This is a genomic window from Pseudomonas gebzensis, assembly GCF_034427815.1.
GTDB lineage: Bacteria > Pseudomonadota > Gammaproteobacteria > Pseudomonadales > Pseudomonadaceae > Aquipseudomonas.
This window is the reverse complement of record NZ_JAXQNS010000007.1, coordinates 39,452-57,588: the sequence shown is the minus strand read 5'-3', so window position 1 is coordinate 57,588 and position 18,137 is coordinate 39,452. Positions and strand designations below refer to the sequence as shown.

Genomic DNA, 18,137 nt, shown 5'->3' with positions numbered 1-18,137 from the left:
CGTCATGTCCCTGCCCAGCCTTCGCCTCAAAGCCAACGCCGACCGCCGCCTGCGCGCCGGTCACCTGTGGGTCTACAGCAACGAGATCGACGTCGCCGCCACCCCGCTGCAAGGCCTGAGCGCCGGCCAGCAAGCCATCCTCGAAACCGCCAGCGGCAAGCCCCTGGGCGTGGTGGCCGTGAGCCCGAACAACCTCATCTGCGCCCGCCTGCTGTCGCGCGATGCCAAGCTGATGCTGGACAAGTCCCTGCTGGTGCACCGCCTCAACGTGGCCCTGTCGCTGCGCGAGCGGCTGTTCGACAAACCGTGCTACCGCCTGGTCTACGGCGACTCCGACCTGCTGCCAGGCCTGGTCGTGGATCGCTTCTTCGACATCCTGGTGGTGCAGCTGGCCTCGGCGACCATGGAAGCGCACAAGGACGAAGTGATCGCTGCCCTGGTGCAGGTGCTCAAACCCAGCGGCATCCTGTTCAAGAACGACTCCGCCGCCCGTGACGCCGAAGGCCTCGAGCGTTATGTCGATACCGTCTATGGCGAAGTGCCGGATTGGGTGGCGCTGGAAGAAAACGGCGTGCAGTTCGAAGCGCCGGTGCGTGACGGGCAGAAGACCGGCTGGTTCTACGACCACCGCATGAACCGCGCGCGCCTGGCGCCGTATGTGGGCGGCAAGCGCGTGCTCGACCTGTTCAGCTATATCGGCGGCTGGGGTGTGCAGGCCGGTGTGTTCGGCGCCAGTGAAGTGTTCTGCGTCGACGCCTCGAGCTTTGCCCTGGACGGCGTGGAACGCAACGCCGCGCTGAACGGTATCGGCGAGAAGATGACCTGCATCGAAGGCGACGTGTTCGAGGCGCTCAAGGAGCTCAAGGCCGCTGAAGAGCGCTTCGACGTGATCATTGCCGACCCGCCCGCCTTCATCAAGCGCAAGAAAGACCTGAAAAACGGCGAAGGTGCGTACCGCCGCCTCAACGAGCAAGCCATGCGCCTGCTGAACAAGGACGGCATTCTGGTCAGCGCTTCGTGCTCGATGCACCTGCCCGAAGACGACCTCAACGGCATCCTGCTGACCAGCGCCCGTCACCTGGACCGCAACCTGCAACTGCTCGAACGCGGCGGCCAGGGCCCGGACCACCCGGTGCACCCGGCAATCCCGGAAACGCGCTACATCAAGAGCATCACCTGCCGGTTGTTGCCCAACAGCTGAAGCGCGTCATGCGCGGGCCCAGCGTGCGACCACCCTAAACGTGGTCGCTGTCGCCAAGGTGCTCTCAGATCTGCAAGACATGCGACGCAATACCGAAGTACACCAATACCCCTACCGCATCGGCGATCGAGGTGACCAGCGGTCCGCTCGCGGTGGCAGGGTCGAGCTTGAGTCGGCTGAGCATGAACGGCAAGCTCATGCCGATCAGGCTACCCATCAGCACGATCAGCACCATGCTGCTGGCAACGATCAACGCAATATCCGCACCGCCGCGCACCAGGCCGAGGCCGGCGACCGCGATGGCCATGGTGCCTCCCAATGCCAAGGCAACCCCGCATTCACGCTTGAGCAACTGCAGCCAGTCGCGCAATACCACTTCGCCCGTCGCCAGGCCCCGGACCATCAAGGTTGCGGACTGGGCACCCGCGTTGCCGCCGCTGTCGACCAGCAGCGGCAGGAAGAACACCAACGCAATGTGGGCCGCGATGGTGTCTTCAAATGCCGCGATCCCGGCACCGGAGAACAGGTTGCCGAAGACCAGTAGCACCAGCCACAGCACACGCTTGCGGTAGAGCAGACCGAGGGTGGCGTTTTTCAGGTTGCCGATGTGGGTGGTGATCGATGCGCCCTTGTGGAAATCCTCGGTGGCGGCATCGACCACCACGTCCATCGCCTCGTCGCAGGTGATGATGCCCACTAGGCGTCCGGCATCGTCGATGACCGGTACGGCCAGCAGGTCGTGCGCGCGAATCAATCGTGCCACGTCCTCCTGCGGGGTAGAAACACCCACGCTGAGCACCTTGCGCGTCATGAGCCGGTCTACCGGGCAGTCCGGCAGTGCCAGGATCAACTCGCGCAGAGAAACCGTGCCGAGCAGATTGCGCGCGCTATCCAGAACGTAGGATTGATAGATGGTTTCGGCATCGGCCGCCTCGTGGCGCAGCATGTCGATGGCTTGGCTGGCGTGCAGGCCATCATCGAGGCTCGAATACTGGCTGGTCATGAGCGCACCGGCGGTGCCTTCGCGGTAGTGGCCGAGTTGCAGGAACTGATCGCGGCGGGCCTGGGCAGCCTGACGCAGATCGTCTGGGGAAGGGGTAGCGTGAAAATCGTGGTGCATGAGAGTCTCCAGGCGCCGTCCAGGCACCTGCGGACCTCACCCTGTAGGGCTCAAGCCGGCGGCAGCCCTGGCGACGGCGCGCTCAGTGCCAGATGACAGATTCCGAGGGAACTGAAACTGGGAAGGTCCATTGAAGTGTTTCTCGTCGAGCCGCACATGCGGCGCGGCAATCATAGGGAGGGGCATGGCCGAAGTCAGCACTGGACTCGCCAATCCTTGAATTTTCGGAAGCGTCTTACACGCCGTTCGATCAATGTCCGGCTCAGGACGCCGCAAACCGACAGCGGCCGGACATCCAACTCGCCATTCCTTCCCTGCCCCGGCGGTGTAGAATCGGCCCTATTCATCGCCAGTCATCCCCCGGCGGGTTTATGAGCTCTGGTCGAGCACGCGGTGATCCCGTGCTGTCGTCGACCTCATCCGTGCCAACGGCAACCGGCTTTCGGCGCAATGGACAAGAGAAGCTCACTTCCCCTTTTCGTGATCTGATCAAGCCGCCAGGAGTGCTTCATGCCTGATTATCGTTCCAAGACTTCCACCCACGGCCGCAACATGGCCGGCGCCCGTGCCTTGTGGCGCGCCACCGGCATGAAAGACGACGACTTCAAGAAGCCGATCATCGCCATCGCCAACTCGTTCACCCAGTTCGTCCCGGGGCACGTGCACCTGAAGGACCTGGGCCAGCTGGTGGCCCGCGAAATCGAACGCGCCGGTGGCGTAGCCAAGGAATTCAACACCATTGCGGTCGACGACGGCATCGCCATGGGCCACGACGGCATGCTCTATTCGCTGCCAAGCCGCGAAATCATTGCCGATGCGGTGGAATACATGGTCAACGCGCACTGCGCCGACGCCATCGTCTGCATCTCCAACTGCGACAAGATCACCCCCGGCATGCTCATGGCTGCACTGCGCCTGAACATCCCGGTGATCTTCGTGTCCGGTGGGCCGATGGAAGCGGGCAAAACCAAGCTGGCCAGCCACGGTCTGGACCTGGTCGATGCCATGGTCATCGCCGCTGACTCGTCGGCCTCCGACGAAAAAGTCGCCGAATACGAGCGCAGCGCCTGCCCGACCTGTGGTTCCTGCTCGGGCATGTTCACCGCCAACTCGATGAACTGCCTGACCGAAGCCCTGGGCCTGGCCCTGCCGGGCAACGGTTCGACCCTGGCCACCCACGCCGACCGCGAGCAGCTGTTCCTCCAGGCTGGCCGCACCATCGTCGAGCTGTGCAAGCGTTACTACGGCGAGAACGACGAATCGGTGCTGCCGCGCACTATCGCCAACTTCAAGGCGTTCGAGAACGCCATGATGCTCGACATCGCCATGGGCGGTTCGACCAACACCATCCTGCATCTGCTGGCCGCGGCGCAGGAAGGCGAAGTCGAATTCGACCTGCGCGACATCGATCGCCTCTCGCGCACTGTGCCGCAGCTGTGCAAGGTGGCGCCGAACATCCAGAAGTACCACATGGAAGACGTGCACCGCGCCGGCGGCATCTTCAGCATCCTCGGCTCGCTGGCCCGTGGCGGCCTGCTGCACACCGACCTGCCCACCGTGCACAGCCCCAGCATGGAACAAGCCATCGCCAAGTGGGACATCACCCAGACCGATGACGAAGCCGTGCACACCTTCTTCAAGGCAGGCCCTGGCGGTATCCCGACGCAGACCGCGTTCAGCCAGTCGACCCGCTGGGAGACCCTCGACGACGACCGTGAGAACGGCTGCATCCGCAGTTTCGAGCACGCGTACTCGCAGGAAGGGGGCCTGGCCGTGCTGTACGGCAATATCGCAATGGACGGCTGCGTGGTGAAAACCGCCGGTGTGGACGAGTCGATCCACGTGTTCGAAGGCAACGCGAAGATCTTCGAAAGCCAGGACAGCGCTGTGCGCGGCATCCTCGCCGATGAAGTGCAGGCGGGCGACATCGTGATCATCCGCTACGAAGGCCCGAAAGGCGGCCCGGGCATGCAGGAAATGCTCTACCCCACCTCGTACCTGAAGTCCAAAGGCCTGGGCAAGGCCTGCGCCCTGCTCACCGACGGTCGCTTCTCGGGCGGCACCTCGGGGCTGTCCATCGGCCACGCTTCGCCAGAAGCCGCTGCCGGCGGCGCGATTGGTCTGGTACGCGACGGCGACAAGGTGCTGATCGACATCCCCAACCGTTCGATCAACCTGCTGGTCAGCGACGAAGAGCTGTCGCACCGGCGTATCGAACAAGACAAGCAAGGCTGGAAACCGGTCGAAGTGCGCCCGCGTAAAGTCACCACCGCCCTCAAGGCTTACGCCCTGCTGGCGACCAGCGCCGACAAGGGCGCGGTGCGCAACAAGGCCATGCTCGAAGGGCTGTAAGGCTCGGCGGACATGAACGAAAACCGACGCTTGCTGCGTCATGCCGCTCAACCAAATGATCGGGGCCGCTTTGCGGCCCATCGCGGCTGACCGGCAGGCTGAGTTGCAGCCGGTGGGGTTACTGGATCTCCTCCGGCGTCACGATCACCCAGTTCTTGTCTGCCGTCACCGACAGCCCTTCCTTGGCTTGAGCTGCGGCGTTCTTGGCGATCATGCCGTTGAGCTGATCCAGGTACTTGGCCTTGCGGTTTATCCACAGGTGGATACCGCCTTTGCTGACATCCACCCCGTGAAACTGCATGTAGCCATCACTGGTCGGCGTGTCGCCACCCACCAACACGGGCCGCTTCCACTCATCGATGTAGGTGAGAATGGCCGCCTGCTTGCCCGCCATCCAGGTGGCCGGAGTCCACAGGTACGGGGTCAGTTCCAGGTTTTCGTTGGCCTTGGGCTCGTAGTGACCGGCGCTGATCTGCTTGCGCGCGGTGGTCAGGCTGCCAGTGGCGCGATCCTTGAGCAGCAGGCTGACGCCGATGACATTCTGGGGTTTGACGTTGTAGCCGTATTGCGGGTCTGACGCGACCATGCGCACCAGCTCCTCGCTTGCAGCCGAGACCACGTAGACCTCGATGCCGTTCTCCATCAGCTTGTTGTACAGCTCAGCCTGGCCGGCGAAGACTTTCGGCGGCTGCACGTCCATGGACTTGACCTGATCCCCCTCGAAATAGGTGGCCGGAATCGGTTTGCCAGACGCCATCAGCTCATCGACCTGGACTTTCAGCTCTTTGAGCGTGAAGCCCGAGAACACCTGCGCCACCCACGGGTAGCAGACCATGTCGTCGATTTCGCATAAGCGGTAGTAATAGCTGAACAGGCTTTCCTGGTGTTCGGCGGTGTCTTTGAAGGGGATCGGCTTGAGCGAGGGGTCGAGTGTGTCGCGGGTCAGCAGGCCCTTGTTTTCCATGAACGGCAGCAGGGCTTCTTCGAGGTCGTAGCGGTAGCTGGTGTTGTCCATGTCGAACACCGCGTAATTACCCTGATGGGCATTGGCGGCGATCATCGTGTCGAGCTGCTTGGCAGCCTCGACAGGCCAGTGCTTGAGTTCGGTGGCCGCCCAGCCACTGGCGCTGAACAGCAGGGCAAAACCGCCCATCAGACATTTCGAAGCGGACATTGTGGGCTCTCCAAAGATGTGGGCACTAAAGACTAGCCCGATTGTGTGACGAGCGTGAGCTCACCTTGCCATCGGGCGGAAGGGTTGAACGGTTCCGTCGGTGCCCGCGTCACAGCCTTCATTATTCCGAAAACGCCTAACGAAATAACATTTAGGTATAAATTCCTTTGTTTTCAGCCTGTTAGCATTTCCGATTGCCTGCGCTCACTGCAGCGCTGCCCACGTCTTGCTCGAACTGGAGCCTCAATGAATCTTCCGCTGTCTCTCAACCTCCTGGCGTTCCTCGCCCTGCTGCTGGGCCTGGCGCAAACCCGGCGCACAGACTGGAGCCTGGCGAAGAAGGTGCTGCTGGGCCTGGTGCTCGGCGTGCTGTTCGGGTTGGTGCTGCACACGTTGTATGGCGCTGGCCATCCGGTGCTGAAGCAGACCATCACCTGGCTCGACCTGGTCGGTAATGGCTATGTTGGTCTGTTGCAGATGATCGTCATGCCGTTGATCTTCGCCTCGATTCTCAGCGCCGTCGGTCGCCTGCACAATGCCTCGTCCCTCGGGCGCATCAGCGTGCTGAGCATCGGCACGCTGCTGATCACCACGGCCATCGCCGCGCTGATCGGCATCCTGCTGACCAACCTGTTCGGCCTCAGCGCCGAAGGCTTGATCGCGGGCGTGCAGGAAAGCGCGCGGCTGCAGGCCATCCATGCCGACTACGTCGGCAAGGTCGCGGACCTCAACGTGCCGCAACTGCTGCTTTCGTTCATCCCCAGCAACCCGGTGGGCGACCTGGCCCGGGCCAAGCCGACCTCGATCATCAGCGTGGTGATCTTCGCGGTGTTCCTCGGCATGGCTGCGCTGCAACTGATGAAGGATGATGCCGAGAAAGGCACCCGCGTGCTGTCGGCCATCGAGACCTTGCAGGCCTGGGTCATGCGCTTGGTGCGCCTGGTCATGAAGCTGACGCCGTATGGCGTACTGGCGTTGATGGCCAAGGTCGTTGCCAGCTCCAACCTGGAAGACATACTCAAGCTGGGTAGCTTTGTGGTGGTCTCGTACCTGGGCCTGGGTCTGATGTTCGTGGTGCACGGCCTGATCCTGGCCGCCACGGGCGTGAGCCCGCTGCGCTTTTTGCGCAAGGTCTGGCCGGTGCTGACCTTCGCCTTCACCAGCCGCTCCAGCGCGGCCAGCATTCCGCTCAACATCGAAGCGCAAACCTTGCGCCTGGGTGTGCCGCAGTCGATCGCCAGCTTCAGTGCATCGTTCGGCACCACCATCGGCCAGAACGGTTGCGCGGGTTTGTACCCGGCCATGCTGGCGGTGATGGTCGCGCCGACGGTGGGCATCGACCCGTTCGATCCGCTGTGGATCGCCACCTTGGTGGCCATCGTCACCTTGAGTTCGGTCGGCGTGGCCGGGGTGGGTGGCGGTGCCACTTTCGCCGCACTGATTGTGCTGCCCGCCATGGGCCTGCCGGTCGAACTGGTGGCGCTGCTGATTTCCGTCGAGCCGCTGATCGACATGGGCCGCACCGCGCTGAACGTGAATGGTTCGATGACAGCGGGTATGGTCACCAGCCAACTGCTCAAGCAGACCGATGCGCAGGTGCTGGCCAGCGAAGAGCGGGCTGAGCTCACGCACATCTGAGCCACCGAGGCGCGCCGGAGGGCGTGTGCGCTCCGACCTGACGCCCGCCTGGGCGCGCGTCCGATGCAACCCAGAGGGCGCGCCTCACGGCGCGCCCAAGCCCTCCTGCAGCAACTCGGCAAAGGCCTTGGCCATCGCCGACCCGCCCTGCTGGCGCTGCACCAGCCACACCGCAGTCACCGCATCCTCGTCCAGCAGGGTGCGGTACACCACGCCCTCGATGCGCATGCGCTGGAACGAGGCCGGCAGCACCGACACCCCAAGCCCCGCCGAGACCAGGCCAATGATGGTCATTGCCTCCCCGGCTTCCTGGGCGAAATGCGGGCTGAATCCGGCCGTGCGCGCCAGGCTCAGCAATTGCGCATGCAGGCCGCTGCCATAACTGCGTGGGAAGAACACGAACGGCTCGTCGGCCAGTTGGGCCATGTACAAGCCCGTTTCGCTGCCCTCGGCCAACCGATGCGAAGCGTTGATCACCGCCACCAGCGGCTCGCGCAGCAGTTCGGTGGCGACCAGCCCGTCCGGCAAGGGCATCGGCCGCATCAGCCCGACCTCGATGGACTCATCGAACACCCCCGCCGCCACATCGCGGCTGCTCAGTTCCTTGAGGTTCAGGTGCACGGCCGGAAAGCGCTGGCGAAACGCATGCAGCGCCTTGGGAATCTTCGAGGTGAAAGGCGCTGATGAGGTAAAGCCGATCTTCATTTCGCCCAGCTCGCCCAGCTGTGCGCGGCGCGCCACGTCGGCGGCCTTTTCGACCTGGGCCAGCACTTGCCGCGCCTCGTCGAGAAACAAGCGCCCCGCCTCACTCAGCTCGACCCGTCGGTTGGTGCGCTCGAACAGGCGTGCGCCCAGTTGCTGTTCCAGCGCCTGGATCTGCTGGCTCAGCGGTGGCTGGGAAATGCCAAGTTGCTGGGCGGCGCGGCCAAAATGCAGCTCTTCGGCCACGGCGATGAAATAACGCAGGTGACGCAGCTCCATGGGCGGCCTCTTATTGAGTCGTGAAAGCTCTTAAATAGGTCGAACAATATATTGGAAGTAATCATTAGCCAGCTATATGATTTTTCGTACCGCACCACCGGCCCATGCCGTCCGAGGTTCAGTTTCGTGAAATCCGCCGTCGCTCCGCTTGCCACCCGCCCCTCCACCGCCCACGCCGCGCCCGGGCCATCGCTCTGGATCGAGAAAGGCACGCCAGCTTTCATGAAAACCGTGCTGGCGCTGTTCAGTGGCGGCTTTGCCACCTTCGCCCTGTTGTACTGCGTACAACCGATGATGCCGCTGCTGTCTCATGACTTCGTCATCAATGCGGCGCAGAGCAGCCTGGTGTTGTCGGTCTCCACGGCAACGCTGGCCGTCGGGCTGCTGATCACGGGCCCCATTTCCGACCGCATCGGGCGCAAACCGGTGATGGTCGCTGCCCTGCTCTGCGCCGCGCTGGCCACCTTGGCCAGCGCCGTCATGCCGACCTGGGAAACCCTGCTGGCGACCCGGGCGCTGGTGGGCCTGTCGCTCAGCGGCCTGGCGGCAGTGGCCATGACCTACCTGAGCGAAGAAATCGCGCCACAGCACATCGGCCTGGCCATGGGCCTGTACATCGGCGGTAACGCCATTGGCGGCATGAGCGGGCGCCTGATCAGCGGTGTCCTGATCGACTTCGTCAGCTGGCACACGGCATTGCTGGTGATGGGCGCGCTAGCCCTGGCAGCCGCTGTGGTGTTCTGGAAGGTACTGCCCGAATCGCGCAACTTCCGGCCTCAGTCCCTGCGCCCGCGCCGCTTGCTCGATGGCTTCGTGCTGCACTTCAAGGATGCAGGCCTGCCGTGGTTGTTCCTTGAAGCGTTTTTGCTGATGGGCGCGTTCGTCACCCTGTTCAACTACATCGGCTACCGCCTGCTGGCAGGGCCGTATCACCTGAACCAGGCGCTGGTCGGCGTGTTGTCGGTGGTCTACCTCTCAGGCATCTACAGCTCTGCGCAGGTCGGCGCCCTGGCTGACAAGCTGGGTCGGCGCAAGGTGTTCTGGGCCAGCATCGTGGTCATGGCGGCGGGTATGGCGCTGACCATGGCTGCGCCGCTGAGCCTGATCATCATCGGCATGCTGGTGTTCACCTTCGGCTTTTTTGGCGCGCACTCGGTGGCCAGCAGTTGGATCGGCCGGCGGGCGCTGACCGCCAAAGGCCAGGCATCGTCGCTGTACCTGTTCAGCTACTACGCAGGGTCGAGTGTCGCCGGGACAGCGGGCGGTGTGTTCTGGCACCTGGGCGGCTGGAATGGCATCGGCCTGTTCATCGGCAGCCTGCTGGCCCTCGCGCTGGGCATCGCCGTGCACCTGAGCCGCCTCCCGCCCAAGGGCTGAACGTTACAGCCACATGCGCCGCAAGATCCGCTGGCCGCTGAGCTGGTGCACGCACACGGCCGCAACGTGCACCAGCACGACGACCGCCAGCCCAACACAGCTGGCGATGTGCAGCGTGAACCAGCGCCCTTGCCAAGTGACGTCAGCCAGGGGCGCTGGGATCTGCCACCATCCGAAGACGTCGATGGCACGCTCCATCATCAGCACGCCTGAAAGCAGTACCAGCGCTGTCAGCCAGTAGAGCGCTTGATGAGCGATGCAGGCTGCCAGATGGCCCAGCGCTCGTCGGTCGATGCTGGCTGGCGCTGGCTTGAGCACCCGCACCAGACAACGCAGCACGAACACCGGGATGTAGACGGTAGACAGCGAGACGTTCACCCAGCCCACCCAAGCGCGCGTCGGCGCCTCGACCTCGGCATAGGCGACGTAGAAGCCGCTGATCAACACCCAGATGATGACCAGTGCTGACGCCCAGTGCAGCAGCACCTGTTCCCAGCCATAACGGTCGACTTTGCAATGTTCGCTCACGGTAGCGCCTCATAGACGACGCGCGTTGTCCGGGCTACAGCGTGTGAGGCTGCCAGTCCGGCAAACGGCGCAGTGGATCAAAGGCGCGCAAGCTTATGAGTAGCGATCGGAATGTGCCGTAGGAAAAGGCGGCTCTGTGAAACGGATTGGTCTTCAACTGACAGGAGCCACTTGCCAGCCCGTTGCAGGCTGGCAAAACGCACGGGGGACTGGGCTTCAGCCGTGGTACTGCGCCGACAGTTCGTGTACCGCTTCGATGAACACGCCGGCGTGCGCCGGATCGACCTCGGGAGTGATGCCGTGGCCAAGGTTGAACACGTGCCCGTTACCGTGGCCGTAGCTGGCCAGAATACGCGCCACTTCCTTGCGAATCGCCGCCGGGTTGGCGTACAGCACGGTCGGGTCCATGTTGCCTTGCAGGGCGACTTTGCTGCCGACCCGCTGACGCGCTTCGCCAAGGTCGCAGGTCCAGTCCAGGCCCAAGGCATCAGCGCCCGCATCAGCGATGCTTTCCAGCCACAGCCCGCCGTTCTTGGTGAACAGGATCACCGGCACCTTGCGCCCGTCGTGCTCACGGATCAGGCCGCTGACGATCTTGCGCATGTAGGCCAGGGAGAACTCCTGATACGCCGCAGACGACAGGTTGCCGCCCCAGGTGTCGAAGATCTGCACCGCCTGCGCACCAGCCAGGATCTGCCCGTTCAGGTAAGACGTGACCGACTGCGCCAGCTTGTCGAGCAGCAGGTGCAGCGCTTCAGGGGTGTCGTAGGCCATGGCCTTGATCTTGCGAAAATCCTTCGAGGAGCCGCCTTCGACCATGTAGGTCGCCAACGTCCAGGGGCTGCCGGAAAAACCGATCAGCGGCACGCGTCCGTTCAGTTCGCGGCGGATGGTGCTCACCGCGTCCATCACATAACCCAGGTCTTTCTGCGGGTCGGGCACCGGCAGCGCCTCGATGTCGGCCAAGGTACGCACGACTTTCTTGAAGCGTGGACCTTCGCCGGTCTCGAAGTACAGGCCAAGGCCCATGGCATCGGGGATGGTGAGGATGTCGGAGAACAGGATCGCGGCGTCGAGCGGATAGCGCTCCAGCGGCTGCAGGGTCACCTCGCAGGCAAACTGCGGGTTCATGCACAGGCTCATGAAATCACCCGCCTTGGCACGGCTGGCGCGGTATTCCGGCAGGTAGCGACCGGCCTGGCGCATCATCCAGACAGGGGTGACATCCACGGGTTGCTTGAGCAGTGCGCGCAGGAAACGATCGTTCTTCAAGGCAGTCATGTCGGCATCCGGCAAAAAAGTGCGGGCATTTTCTCAGACACGGACGCAAAAGGCACGGCTCAGACGGGGCGATTCGTCTGCTGGGTGCTTTGGGTCAAGGCGGGGAGGAGATTACGAGCGGACGCTGGGGGGGTTATCCAGGGTCCAGGGGCAGTTGAGCGCATCGACCGGTAAGGATGCGGCGCGGTTGGCGCAAAGGCTGCAGCTCACGTTTTATCACTGATTGCGCAGCGTCTGAGGAGGGCCGTCTGCGCCGGCCCGATCCAGGCGCCGCGAAACAGTAGGGGCATGGAGGCTGCAGTCTTGGGTCGGCTGCGCAGCCCACCTCGTCCAGCCGCCACCATGCGCCTCGTCAGACCTCCAGGTAATCCAGAATCCCTTCCGCTGCCGTACGCCCCTCGAAGATCGCTGTCACCACCAGGTCCGACCCACGCACCATGTCGCCACCGGCGAAGATCTTCGGGTTGCTGGTCTGGTGCTTGAAGCGACCGGCTTCAGGGGCCACTACGCGGCCCTGGCTGTCGGTACGAATGTCGAACTGCTCGAACCATGGCGCAGGGCTCGGGCGGAAGCCGAAGGCGATGACCACGGCATCGGCCGGCAGGATCTGTTCAGAGCCAGGAATCGGTTCCGGGCTGCGGCGGCCACGCGCGTCGGGCTCACCCAGACGGGTCTCGACCACCTTGACGCCCTCGACCTTGTCTTCCCCCACGATCGCGATCGGCTGGCGGTTATAGAGGAACTTGACCCCTTCTTCCTTGGCGTTCTTCACCTCCTTGCGCGAGCCAGGCATGTTCGCCTCGTCGCGACGGTAGGCGCAGGTCACGCTGCCAGCACCCTGACGAATCGAGGTGCGGTTGCAGTCCATCGCGGTATCACCGCCGCCGAGCACCACAACAGTCTTGCCCTGCATGTCGATGAAATCTTCGGCGCACTTCTCGAAACCGAGGTTGCGGTTGACGTTGGCGACGAGAAAATCCAGCGCGTCGTGCACACCCGGCAGGTCTTCACCGGGGAAGCCGCCCTTCATGTAGGTGTAGGTGCCCATGCCCATGAACACGGCGTCGTACTCGGCCAGCAGCTGCTCCACGGTGACGTCGCGGCCTACCTCGGTGTTGAGGCGGAACTCGATGCCCATGCCGGTGAAGACTTCGCGGCGATGGCTCAGAACGGTCTTTTCCAGCTTGAACTCAGGAATGCCGAAGGTCAGCAGGCCGCCAATCTCCGGGTTCTTGTCGAACACCACCGGGGTTACCCCGGCACGCACCAGCACGTCGGCGCAGCCCAGGCCCGCAGGGCCCGCACCGATGATCGCGACACGCTTGCCGGTCGGTTTGACGCCGGACATGTCCGGACGCCAGCCCATGGCGAAGGCGGTGTCGGTAATGTACTTCTCGACCGAACCGATGGTCACCGCGCCGAAGCCGTCGTTCAGCGTACAGGCGCCTTCGCACAGGCGATCTTGCGGGCACACCCGGCCGCACACCTCTGGCAGGGTGTTGGTCTGGTGAGACAGCTCGGCAGCGGCGAGGATGTTGCCTTCGGATACCAGCTTCAACCAGTTGGGGATGAAGTTGTGCACCGGGCACTTCCATTCGCAGTACGGGTTGCCGCACCCCAGGCAGCGGTGGGCCTGCTCGACCGATTGCTGCGGTTTGAAGGGCTCGTAGATTTCCACGAACTCTTTCTTGCGCTGGCGCAGCAGCTTTTTCTTCGGGTCTTTGCGCCCTACTTCGATGAACTGGAAGTCGTTACTCAGACGTTCAGCCATGTTTCAAAACCTCTTCACAGCAGGTGCACGCTTGGGCTGCACACTGCAAGACGATCACGTAAGCCAGGCAGGCCCCGTGCTGCTTCTGATCGCAGCGGGGGGCTTGCCACTTGCAGCTGCTTTTACTGCGGGTTGGCGCGGGTGCTGGACAGCAGTTGCTTGAGGGTGGCCGCCTTGGGCTTGACCAACCAGAAGCGCCGCACGTAATCGTCCAGGTTCTCCGAGAGCTCGCGCCCCCATTCGCTGCCGGTTTCTTCCACGTATTCGGCAAGGACCCGCGCCAGGTGGGTGCGGTAGGCCTCCATCGCTTCGCCACTGATGCGCTGGATTTCCACCAGTTCATGGTTCAGCTTGTCGACGAAAGAGTTGTCCATGTCGAGCACGTAGGCGAAACCGCCCGTCATGCCAGATCCGAAGTTGTAACCGGTCTTGCCCAGCACGCAGACAAAACCGCCTGTCATGTATTCACAGCAGTGATCGCCAGTGCCCTCGACCACGGTGTGGGCCCCGGAGTTGCGCACCGCGAAGCGCTCGCCCGCAGTACCGGCAGCGAACAGCTTGCCGCCGGTGGCGCCATACAGGCAGGTGTTGCCGACGATGGCGCTGTGTTGCGTTGCAAACGGGCTGCCGGCCGGCGGCACGATGGTCAGCTTGCCACCGGTCATGCCTTTGCCCACGTAGTCGTTGGCATCACCTTCCAGGCGCATGTTCAGGCCGCCGGCGTTCCACACGCCGAAGCTCTGCCCGGCGGTGCCTTTGAAGCGGAAGGTCACCGGCTTGGCAGCCATGCCCTGGTTGCCGTACAAGCGGGCGATTTCGCCCGAGATACGCGCACCGATGGAGCGGTCGCAGTTGCAGATGTCCAGCGCGAACTCGCCACCGGCTTGGTCGCGAATGGCCGGCAAGGCCATTTCGACCATGCGCTCGGCCAGCTCGCCCTTGTCGAACGGCGGGTTCTTCTCGACTTCGCAGAACTGCGGCTTGTCGGCCGGAATGTGCGAGCTGCCGAGCAGTGGTGTGAGGTCCAGGTACTGCTGGCGCTCGGTGTCGCCAGGCAGGATCTCGAGCAGGTCGGTGCGACCGATCAGCTCGCCCAGGCTGCGCACGCCCAGCTTGGCCAGCCACTCGCGGGTTTCTTCGGCCACGAAGGTGAAGAAGTTGACCACCATGTCGACGGTGCCGATGTAGTGGTCCTTGCGCAGCTTCTCGTTCTGCGTCGCCACGCCCGTGGCACAGTTGTTCAGGTGGCAGATACGCAGGTATTTGCAACCCAGGGCGATCATCGGCGCAGTGCCGAAGCCGAAGCTCTCGGCGCCGAGAATGGCCGCCTTGATCACATCCAGGCCGGTCTTCAGGCCGCCGTCGGTCTGTACCCGTACCTTGCCGCGCAGGTCGTTGCCGCGCAGGGTCTGGTGGGTTTCAGCCAGGCCCAGTTCCCATGGCGCACCCGCGTACTTGATCGAGGTCAGGGGCGAGGCGCCGGTGCCGCCATCGTAGCCGGAGATGGTGATCAGGTCGGCGTAGGCCTTGGCCACGCCAGCGGCGATGGTGCCGACACCGGCTTCAGCGACCAGCTTGACCGAGACCAATGCCAGCGGGTTGACCTGCTTGAGGTCGTAGATCAGCTGCGACAGGTCTTCGATCGAATAAATATCGTGGTGCGGCGGTGGCGAGATCAGCGTCACGCCCGGTACGGCATAGCGTAGCTTGGCGATCAGGCCATTGACCTTGCCGCCTGGCAGTTGCCCGCCCTCGCCCGGCTTGGCGCCCTGAGCGACCTTGATCTGCAGCACTTCGGCGTTGACCAGGTACTCCGGGGTCACACCGAAACGGCCGGTGGCCACTTGTTTGATTTTCGAGCTGCGCACGGTGCCATAACGCGCCGGGTCTTCGCCGCCCTCACCGGAATTCGAGCGTGCGCCCAGGCGGTTCATCGCCTCGGCCAGCGCTTCGTGGGCCTCCGGCGACAAGGCGCCAAGGGAAATACCGGCCGAATCGAAGCGCTTGAGGATGGCTTCCAGCGGCTCGATCTCGGTCAGTTGCAAGGCTTGGTCGGCGACCTTGACCTTGAGCAGGTCGCGAATCATCGACACCGGGCGCTTGTCGACCAGCGCGGTGTATTCCTTGAAGCGGGCGTAGTCGCCCTGCTGCACGGCGGCCTGCAGGGTGTTGACCACATCCGGGTTGTAGGCGTGGTATTCGCCGCCATGCACGAACTTCAGCAGGCCGCCTTGCTGGATCGGTTTGCGCGCGCTCCAGGCTTCGGCGGCCAGCAGTTTCTGGTCGTTTTCCAGGTCGACGAAACGGGCGCCCTGGATACGGCTAGGGACACCTTTGAAGCTCAGGTCGACCACATCGCTCGACAGGCCAATGGCCTCGAACAGCTGGGCGCCCCGGTAAGAGCCGACGGTGGAAATGCCCATCTTGGAGAGGATTTTCAGCAGGCCCTTGGAGATGCCCTTGCGGTAGTACTTGAACACCTCGTCCAGGTCGCCCAGCACTTCGCCGGTGCGGATCAGGTCGGCGAGCACCTCATAGGCCAGGTACGGGTACACCGCCGAGGCGCCGAAGCCGAGCAGCACGGCGAAGTGGTGCGGGTCACGGGCGGTGGCGGTTTCCACGAGGATGTTGCTGTCGCAGCGCAGGCCTTTTTCGGTCAGGCGGTGGTGCACCGCACCGACCGCCAGGGACGCGTGCACCGGCAGGCGCCCCTGGGCGATCAGACGGTCGCTCAGCACCAGCTGGGTCTTGCCACTGCGCACGGCTTCTTCAGCCTGGTCGGCAATGTTGCGCACGGCCGCTTCCAGGCCGACGCTGACGTCGTAGTTGAGGTCGATGTGCTGGCGCTCGAAACCGTCGCGCTCCAGGGTCATCAGCGTGCGCCACTTGGCGGGCGACACCACCGGCGAGCTGAGGATGACCCGCGAGGCGTGCTCGGGGGATTCCTGGAAGATGTTGCGCTCGGCGCCCAGGCAGATTTCCAGCGACATCACGATCGCTTCGCGCAGCGGGTCGATCGGCGGGTTGGTGACCTGGGCGAACTGCTGGCGGAAGAAGTCGTACGGCGAGCGCACGCGCTGCGACAGCACGGCCATCGGCGTGTCATCGCCCATCGAGCCGACCGCTTCCTGGCCCTGCTCGCCCAGCGGGCGCAGCACCTGGTCGCGCTCCTCGAAGGTGACCTGGAACATCTTCATGTACTGCTTGAGCTGGTCAGCGTCGTAGCTGGCCACGCCCTGGTCGTCGGTCAGGGTCGCCTGGATGCGCGTGGCGTGCTGACGCAACCAGCGCTTGTACGGGTGGCGCGACTTGAGGCGGTTGTCGATGGCGTCGGTGTCGAGGATCTGGCCGGTTTCGGTGTCCACGGCAAAAATCTGCCCCGGGCCGACGCGGCCCTTGGCGATGACGTCTTCGGGCTGATAACCCCAGACGCCGATTTCCGAGGCCAGGGTGATGTAGCCGTTCTTGGTGGTCACCCAACGTGCCGGGCGCAGGCCATTGCGGTCGAGCAGACACACCGCGTGGCGGCCTTCGGTCATGACGATACCGGCCGGGCCATCCCACGGTTCCATGTGCATGGAGTTGTATTCGTAGAAGGCGCGCAGGTCGGCGTCCATGGTCTCGACGTTCTGCCAGGCTGGCGGTACCAGCATGCGCACACCGCGGAACAGGTCGATGCCGCCGGTGACCATCAGTTCGAGCATGTTGTCCATGCTCGAGGAGTCCGAACCTACGCGGTTGACCAGCGGGCCAAGCTCTTCGAGGTCCGGGATCAGGTCGTTGGCGAACTTGGTGCGACGGGCCATGGCCCAGTTGCGGTTGCCGGTGATGGTGTTGATCTCGCCGTTATGGGCGAGGAAGCGGAAGGGCTGGGCGAGCGGCCACTTCGGCAGGGTGTTGGTGGAAAAGCGCTGGTGGAACACGCAGATCGCGGTCTGCAGGCGCTCGTCGCTGAGGTCCGGATAGAAAGCCGCGAGGTCGCGCGGCATCATCAGGCCTTTATAGATGATGGTCTTGTGGGAAAAGCTGCAGATGTAGTGATCGCTGTCGTGGGCGTTGGCCACCGACGAGCGACGACGGGCACTGAACAGCTTGATGGCGAATTCCTGGTCGCTCAGGCCTTCGCCGCCGATGAACACCTGCTCGATCTGCGGCAGGCGCTCCAGGGCCAGGCGGCCCAGCACGCGGGTGTCGATCGGCACTTTGCGCCAGCCAACCAGGCTGAGGCCGGCGGCGAGGATCTCGCGGTCCATGTTGGCGCGGGCGGCTTCGGCTTTTATCGGGTCTTGATTGAGGAACACCATGCCCACGGCGTATTGCTTGGGCAGCTCGACGGCGAAATGGTGTTGGGCCGTGGCGCGCAGGAACTGATCGGGCTTCTGCATCAGCAGGCCACAACCGTCGCCGGTCTTGCCGTCAGCGTTGATGCCACCGCGGTGGGTCATGCAGGTCAGCGCCTGCATGGCGGTTTGCAGAAGGTGGTGACTGGGTTCGCCCGTCATATGGGCGATCAGGCCAAAACCACAGTTGTCCTTGAATTCTTCGGGGCGGTACAGACCTGTTTTCATAGACACATTCTCACCAGGTTCGCCTCTCGACGAAGGCTAAACTCTTTTTAGATCAATCACTTGACTACCACCCTGGTCGATTGCCAGCTTTTTTCGTGGGGCCATTGAATTTCATTGTTGCACAGCGACAGTCACGCCCACAAATT

General features: G+C 63.6%; 11 protein-coding genes. 4 read left to right on the top strand and 7 right to left on the bottom strand.

Annotated elements, in window-relative coordinates; all coding sequences use genetic code 11:
* Positions 1-4: 4 nt before the first annotated feature.
* Positions 5-1,201, top strand: coding sequence for a class I SAM-dependent rRNA methyltransferase (locus SJI00_RS14525; RefSeq protein ID WP_322462409.1), 1,197 nt, complete (start codon positions 5-7; stop codon positions 1,199-1,201).
* Between the two features lie 64 nt (positions 1,202-1,265).
* On the opposite strand, the gene mgtE is transcribed toward SJI00_RS14525, so the two are convergent.
* Positions 1,266-2,321: a magnesium transporter gene (gene mgtE, locus SJI00_RS14520; RefSeq protein ID WP_322462408.1), complete on the bottom strand. Its 1,056-nt coding sequence runs from the start codon at positions 2,319-2,321 to the stop codon at positions 1,266-1,268.
* 510 nt (positions 2,322-2,831) lie between these two features.
* On the opposite strand from mgtE, the gene ilvD reads away from it, so the two are divergent.
* Entirely contained in the window at positions 2,832-4,673 is a 1,842-nt protein-coding gene (ilvD, locus tag SJI00_RS14515) for a dihydroxy-acid dehydratase (protein ID WP_322462407.1), read from the top strand.
* Between the two features lie 118 nt (positions 4,674-4,791).
* On the opposite strand, the gene SJI00_RS14510 is transcribed toward ilvD, so the two are convergent.
* The gene (locus tag SJI00_RS14510; RefSeq protein ID WP_416221046.1) at positions 4,792-5,847 is read right to left on the bottom strand and encodes an HAD family hydrolase; all 1,056 of its coding nucleotides are present in this window, start codon (positions 5,845-5,847) and stop codon (positions 4,792-4,794) included.
* A gap of 246 nt (positions 5,848-6,093) precedes the next feature.
* Here SJI00_RS14510 and SJI00_RS14505 point away from each other — a divergent pair, with 246 nt between their 5' ends.
* Positions 6,094-7,485 (top strand): L-cystine transporter, encoded by a 1,392-nt coding sequence (locus tag SJI00_RS14505; RefSeq protein ID WP_322462406.1) that lies wholly within the window; start codon positions 6,094-6,096, stop codon positions 7,483-7,485.
* Positions 7,486-7,569: 84 nt separating this feature from the next.
* Here the strand turns inward: SJI00_RS14505 and SJI00_RS14500 are convergent, their stop codons facing one another.
* Complete coding sequence (locus SJI00_RS14500; protein WP_322462405.1) at positions 7,570-8,466, bottom strand: LysR family transcriptional regulator; 897 nt, start codon at positions 8,464-8,466, stop codon at positions 7,570-7,572.
* A gap of 126 nt (positions 8,467-8,592) precedes the next feature.
* On the opposite strand from SJI00_RS14500, the gene SJI00_RS14495 reads away from it, so the two are divergent.
* On the top strand, positions 8,593-9,843 hold the full coding sequence (locus SJI00_RS14495) for an MFS transporter (protein WP_416221045.1): 1,251 nt from the start codon (positions 8,593-8,595) through the stop codon (positions 9,841-9,843).
* 3 nt (positions 9,844-9,846) lie between these two features.
* On the opposite strand, the gene SJI00_RS14490 is transcribed toward SJI00_RS14495, so the two are convergent.
* The 4 genes from SJI00_RS14490 to gltB form a co-directional block, all read right to left on the bottom strand.
* The gene (locus SJI00_RS14490; RefSeq protein WP_322462404.1) at positions 9,847-10,371 is read right to left on the bottom strand and encodes a cytochrome b; all 525 of its coding nucleotides are present in this window, start codon (positions 10,369-10,371) and stop codon (positions 9,847-9,849) included.
* Between the two features lie 216 nt (positions 10,372-10,587).
* The gene (gene hemE, locus SJI00_RS14485) at positions 10,588-11,652 is read right to left on the bottom strand and encodes a uroporphyrinogen decarboxylase (protein WP_322462403.1); all 1,065 of its coding nucleotides are present in this window, start codon (positions 11,650-11,652) and stop codon (positions 10,588-10,590) included.
* A gap of 352 nt (positions 11,653-12,004) precedes the next feature.
* A complete protein-coding gene (locus SJI00_RS14480) occupies positions 12,005-13,423 on the bottom strand; it encodes an FAD-dependent oxidoreductase (protein ID WP_322462402.1) in 1,419 nt (472 codons plus the stop codon).
* A 122-nt stretch (positions 13,424-13,545) separates the two neighbouring features.
* Positions 13,546-17,991 carry a glutamate synthase large subunit gene (gene gltB, locus SJI00_RS14475; RefSeq protein WP_322462401.1) on the bottom strand — a complete coding sequence of 1,482 codons (4,446 nt, stop codon included), beginning with the start codon at positions 17,989-17,991 and terminating at the stop codon, positions 13,546-13,548.
* Positions 17,992-18,137: the final 146 nt, after the last annotated feature.

Bases quoted from the DNA above. Each gene is read 5' to 3' on its own strand.
- SJI00_RS14525 (WP_322462409.1), top strand. From the start codon at position 5: ATGTCCCTGCCCAGCCTTCGCCTCAAAGCCAACGCCGACCGCCGCCTG.
- mgtE (WP_322462408.1), bottom strand. From the start codon at position 2,321: ATGCACCACGATTTTCACGCTACCCCTTCCCCAGACGATCTGCGTCAG.
- ilvD (WP_322462407.1), top strand. From the start codon at position 2,832: ATGCCTGATTATCGTTCCAAGACTTCCACCCACGGCCGCAACATGGCC.
- SJI00_RS14510 (WP_416221046.1), bottom strand. From the start codon at position 5,847: ATGTCCGCTTCGAAATGTCTGATGGGCGGTTTTGCCCTGCTGTTCAGC.
- SJI00_RS14505 (WP_322462406.1), top strand. From the start codon at position 6,094: ATGAATCTTCCGCTGTCTCTCAACCTCCTGGCGTTCCTCGCCCTGCTG.
- SJI00_RS14500 (WP_322462405.1), bottom strand. From the start codon at position 8,466: ATGGAGCTGCGTCACCTGCGTTATTTCATCGCCGTGGCCGAAGAGCTG.
- hemE (WP_322462403.1), bottom strand. From the start codon at position 11,652: ATGACTGCCTTGAAGAACGATCGTTTCCTGCGCGCACTGCTCAAGCAA.
- SJI00_RS14480 (WP_322462402.1), bottom strand. From the start codon at position 13,423: ATGGCTGAACGTCTGAGTAACGACTTCCAGTTCATCGAAGTAGGGCGC.
- gltB (WP_322462401.1), bottom strand. From the start codon at position 17,991: ATGAAAACAGGTCTGTACCGCCCCGAAGAATTCAAGGACAACTGTGGT.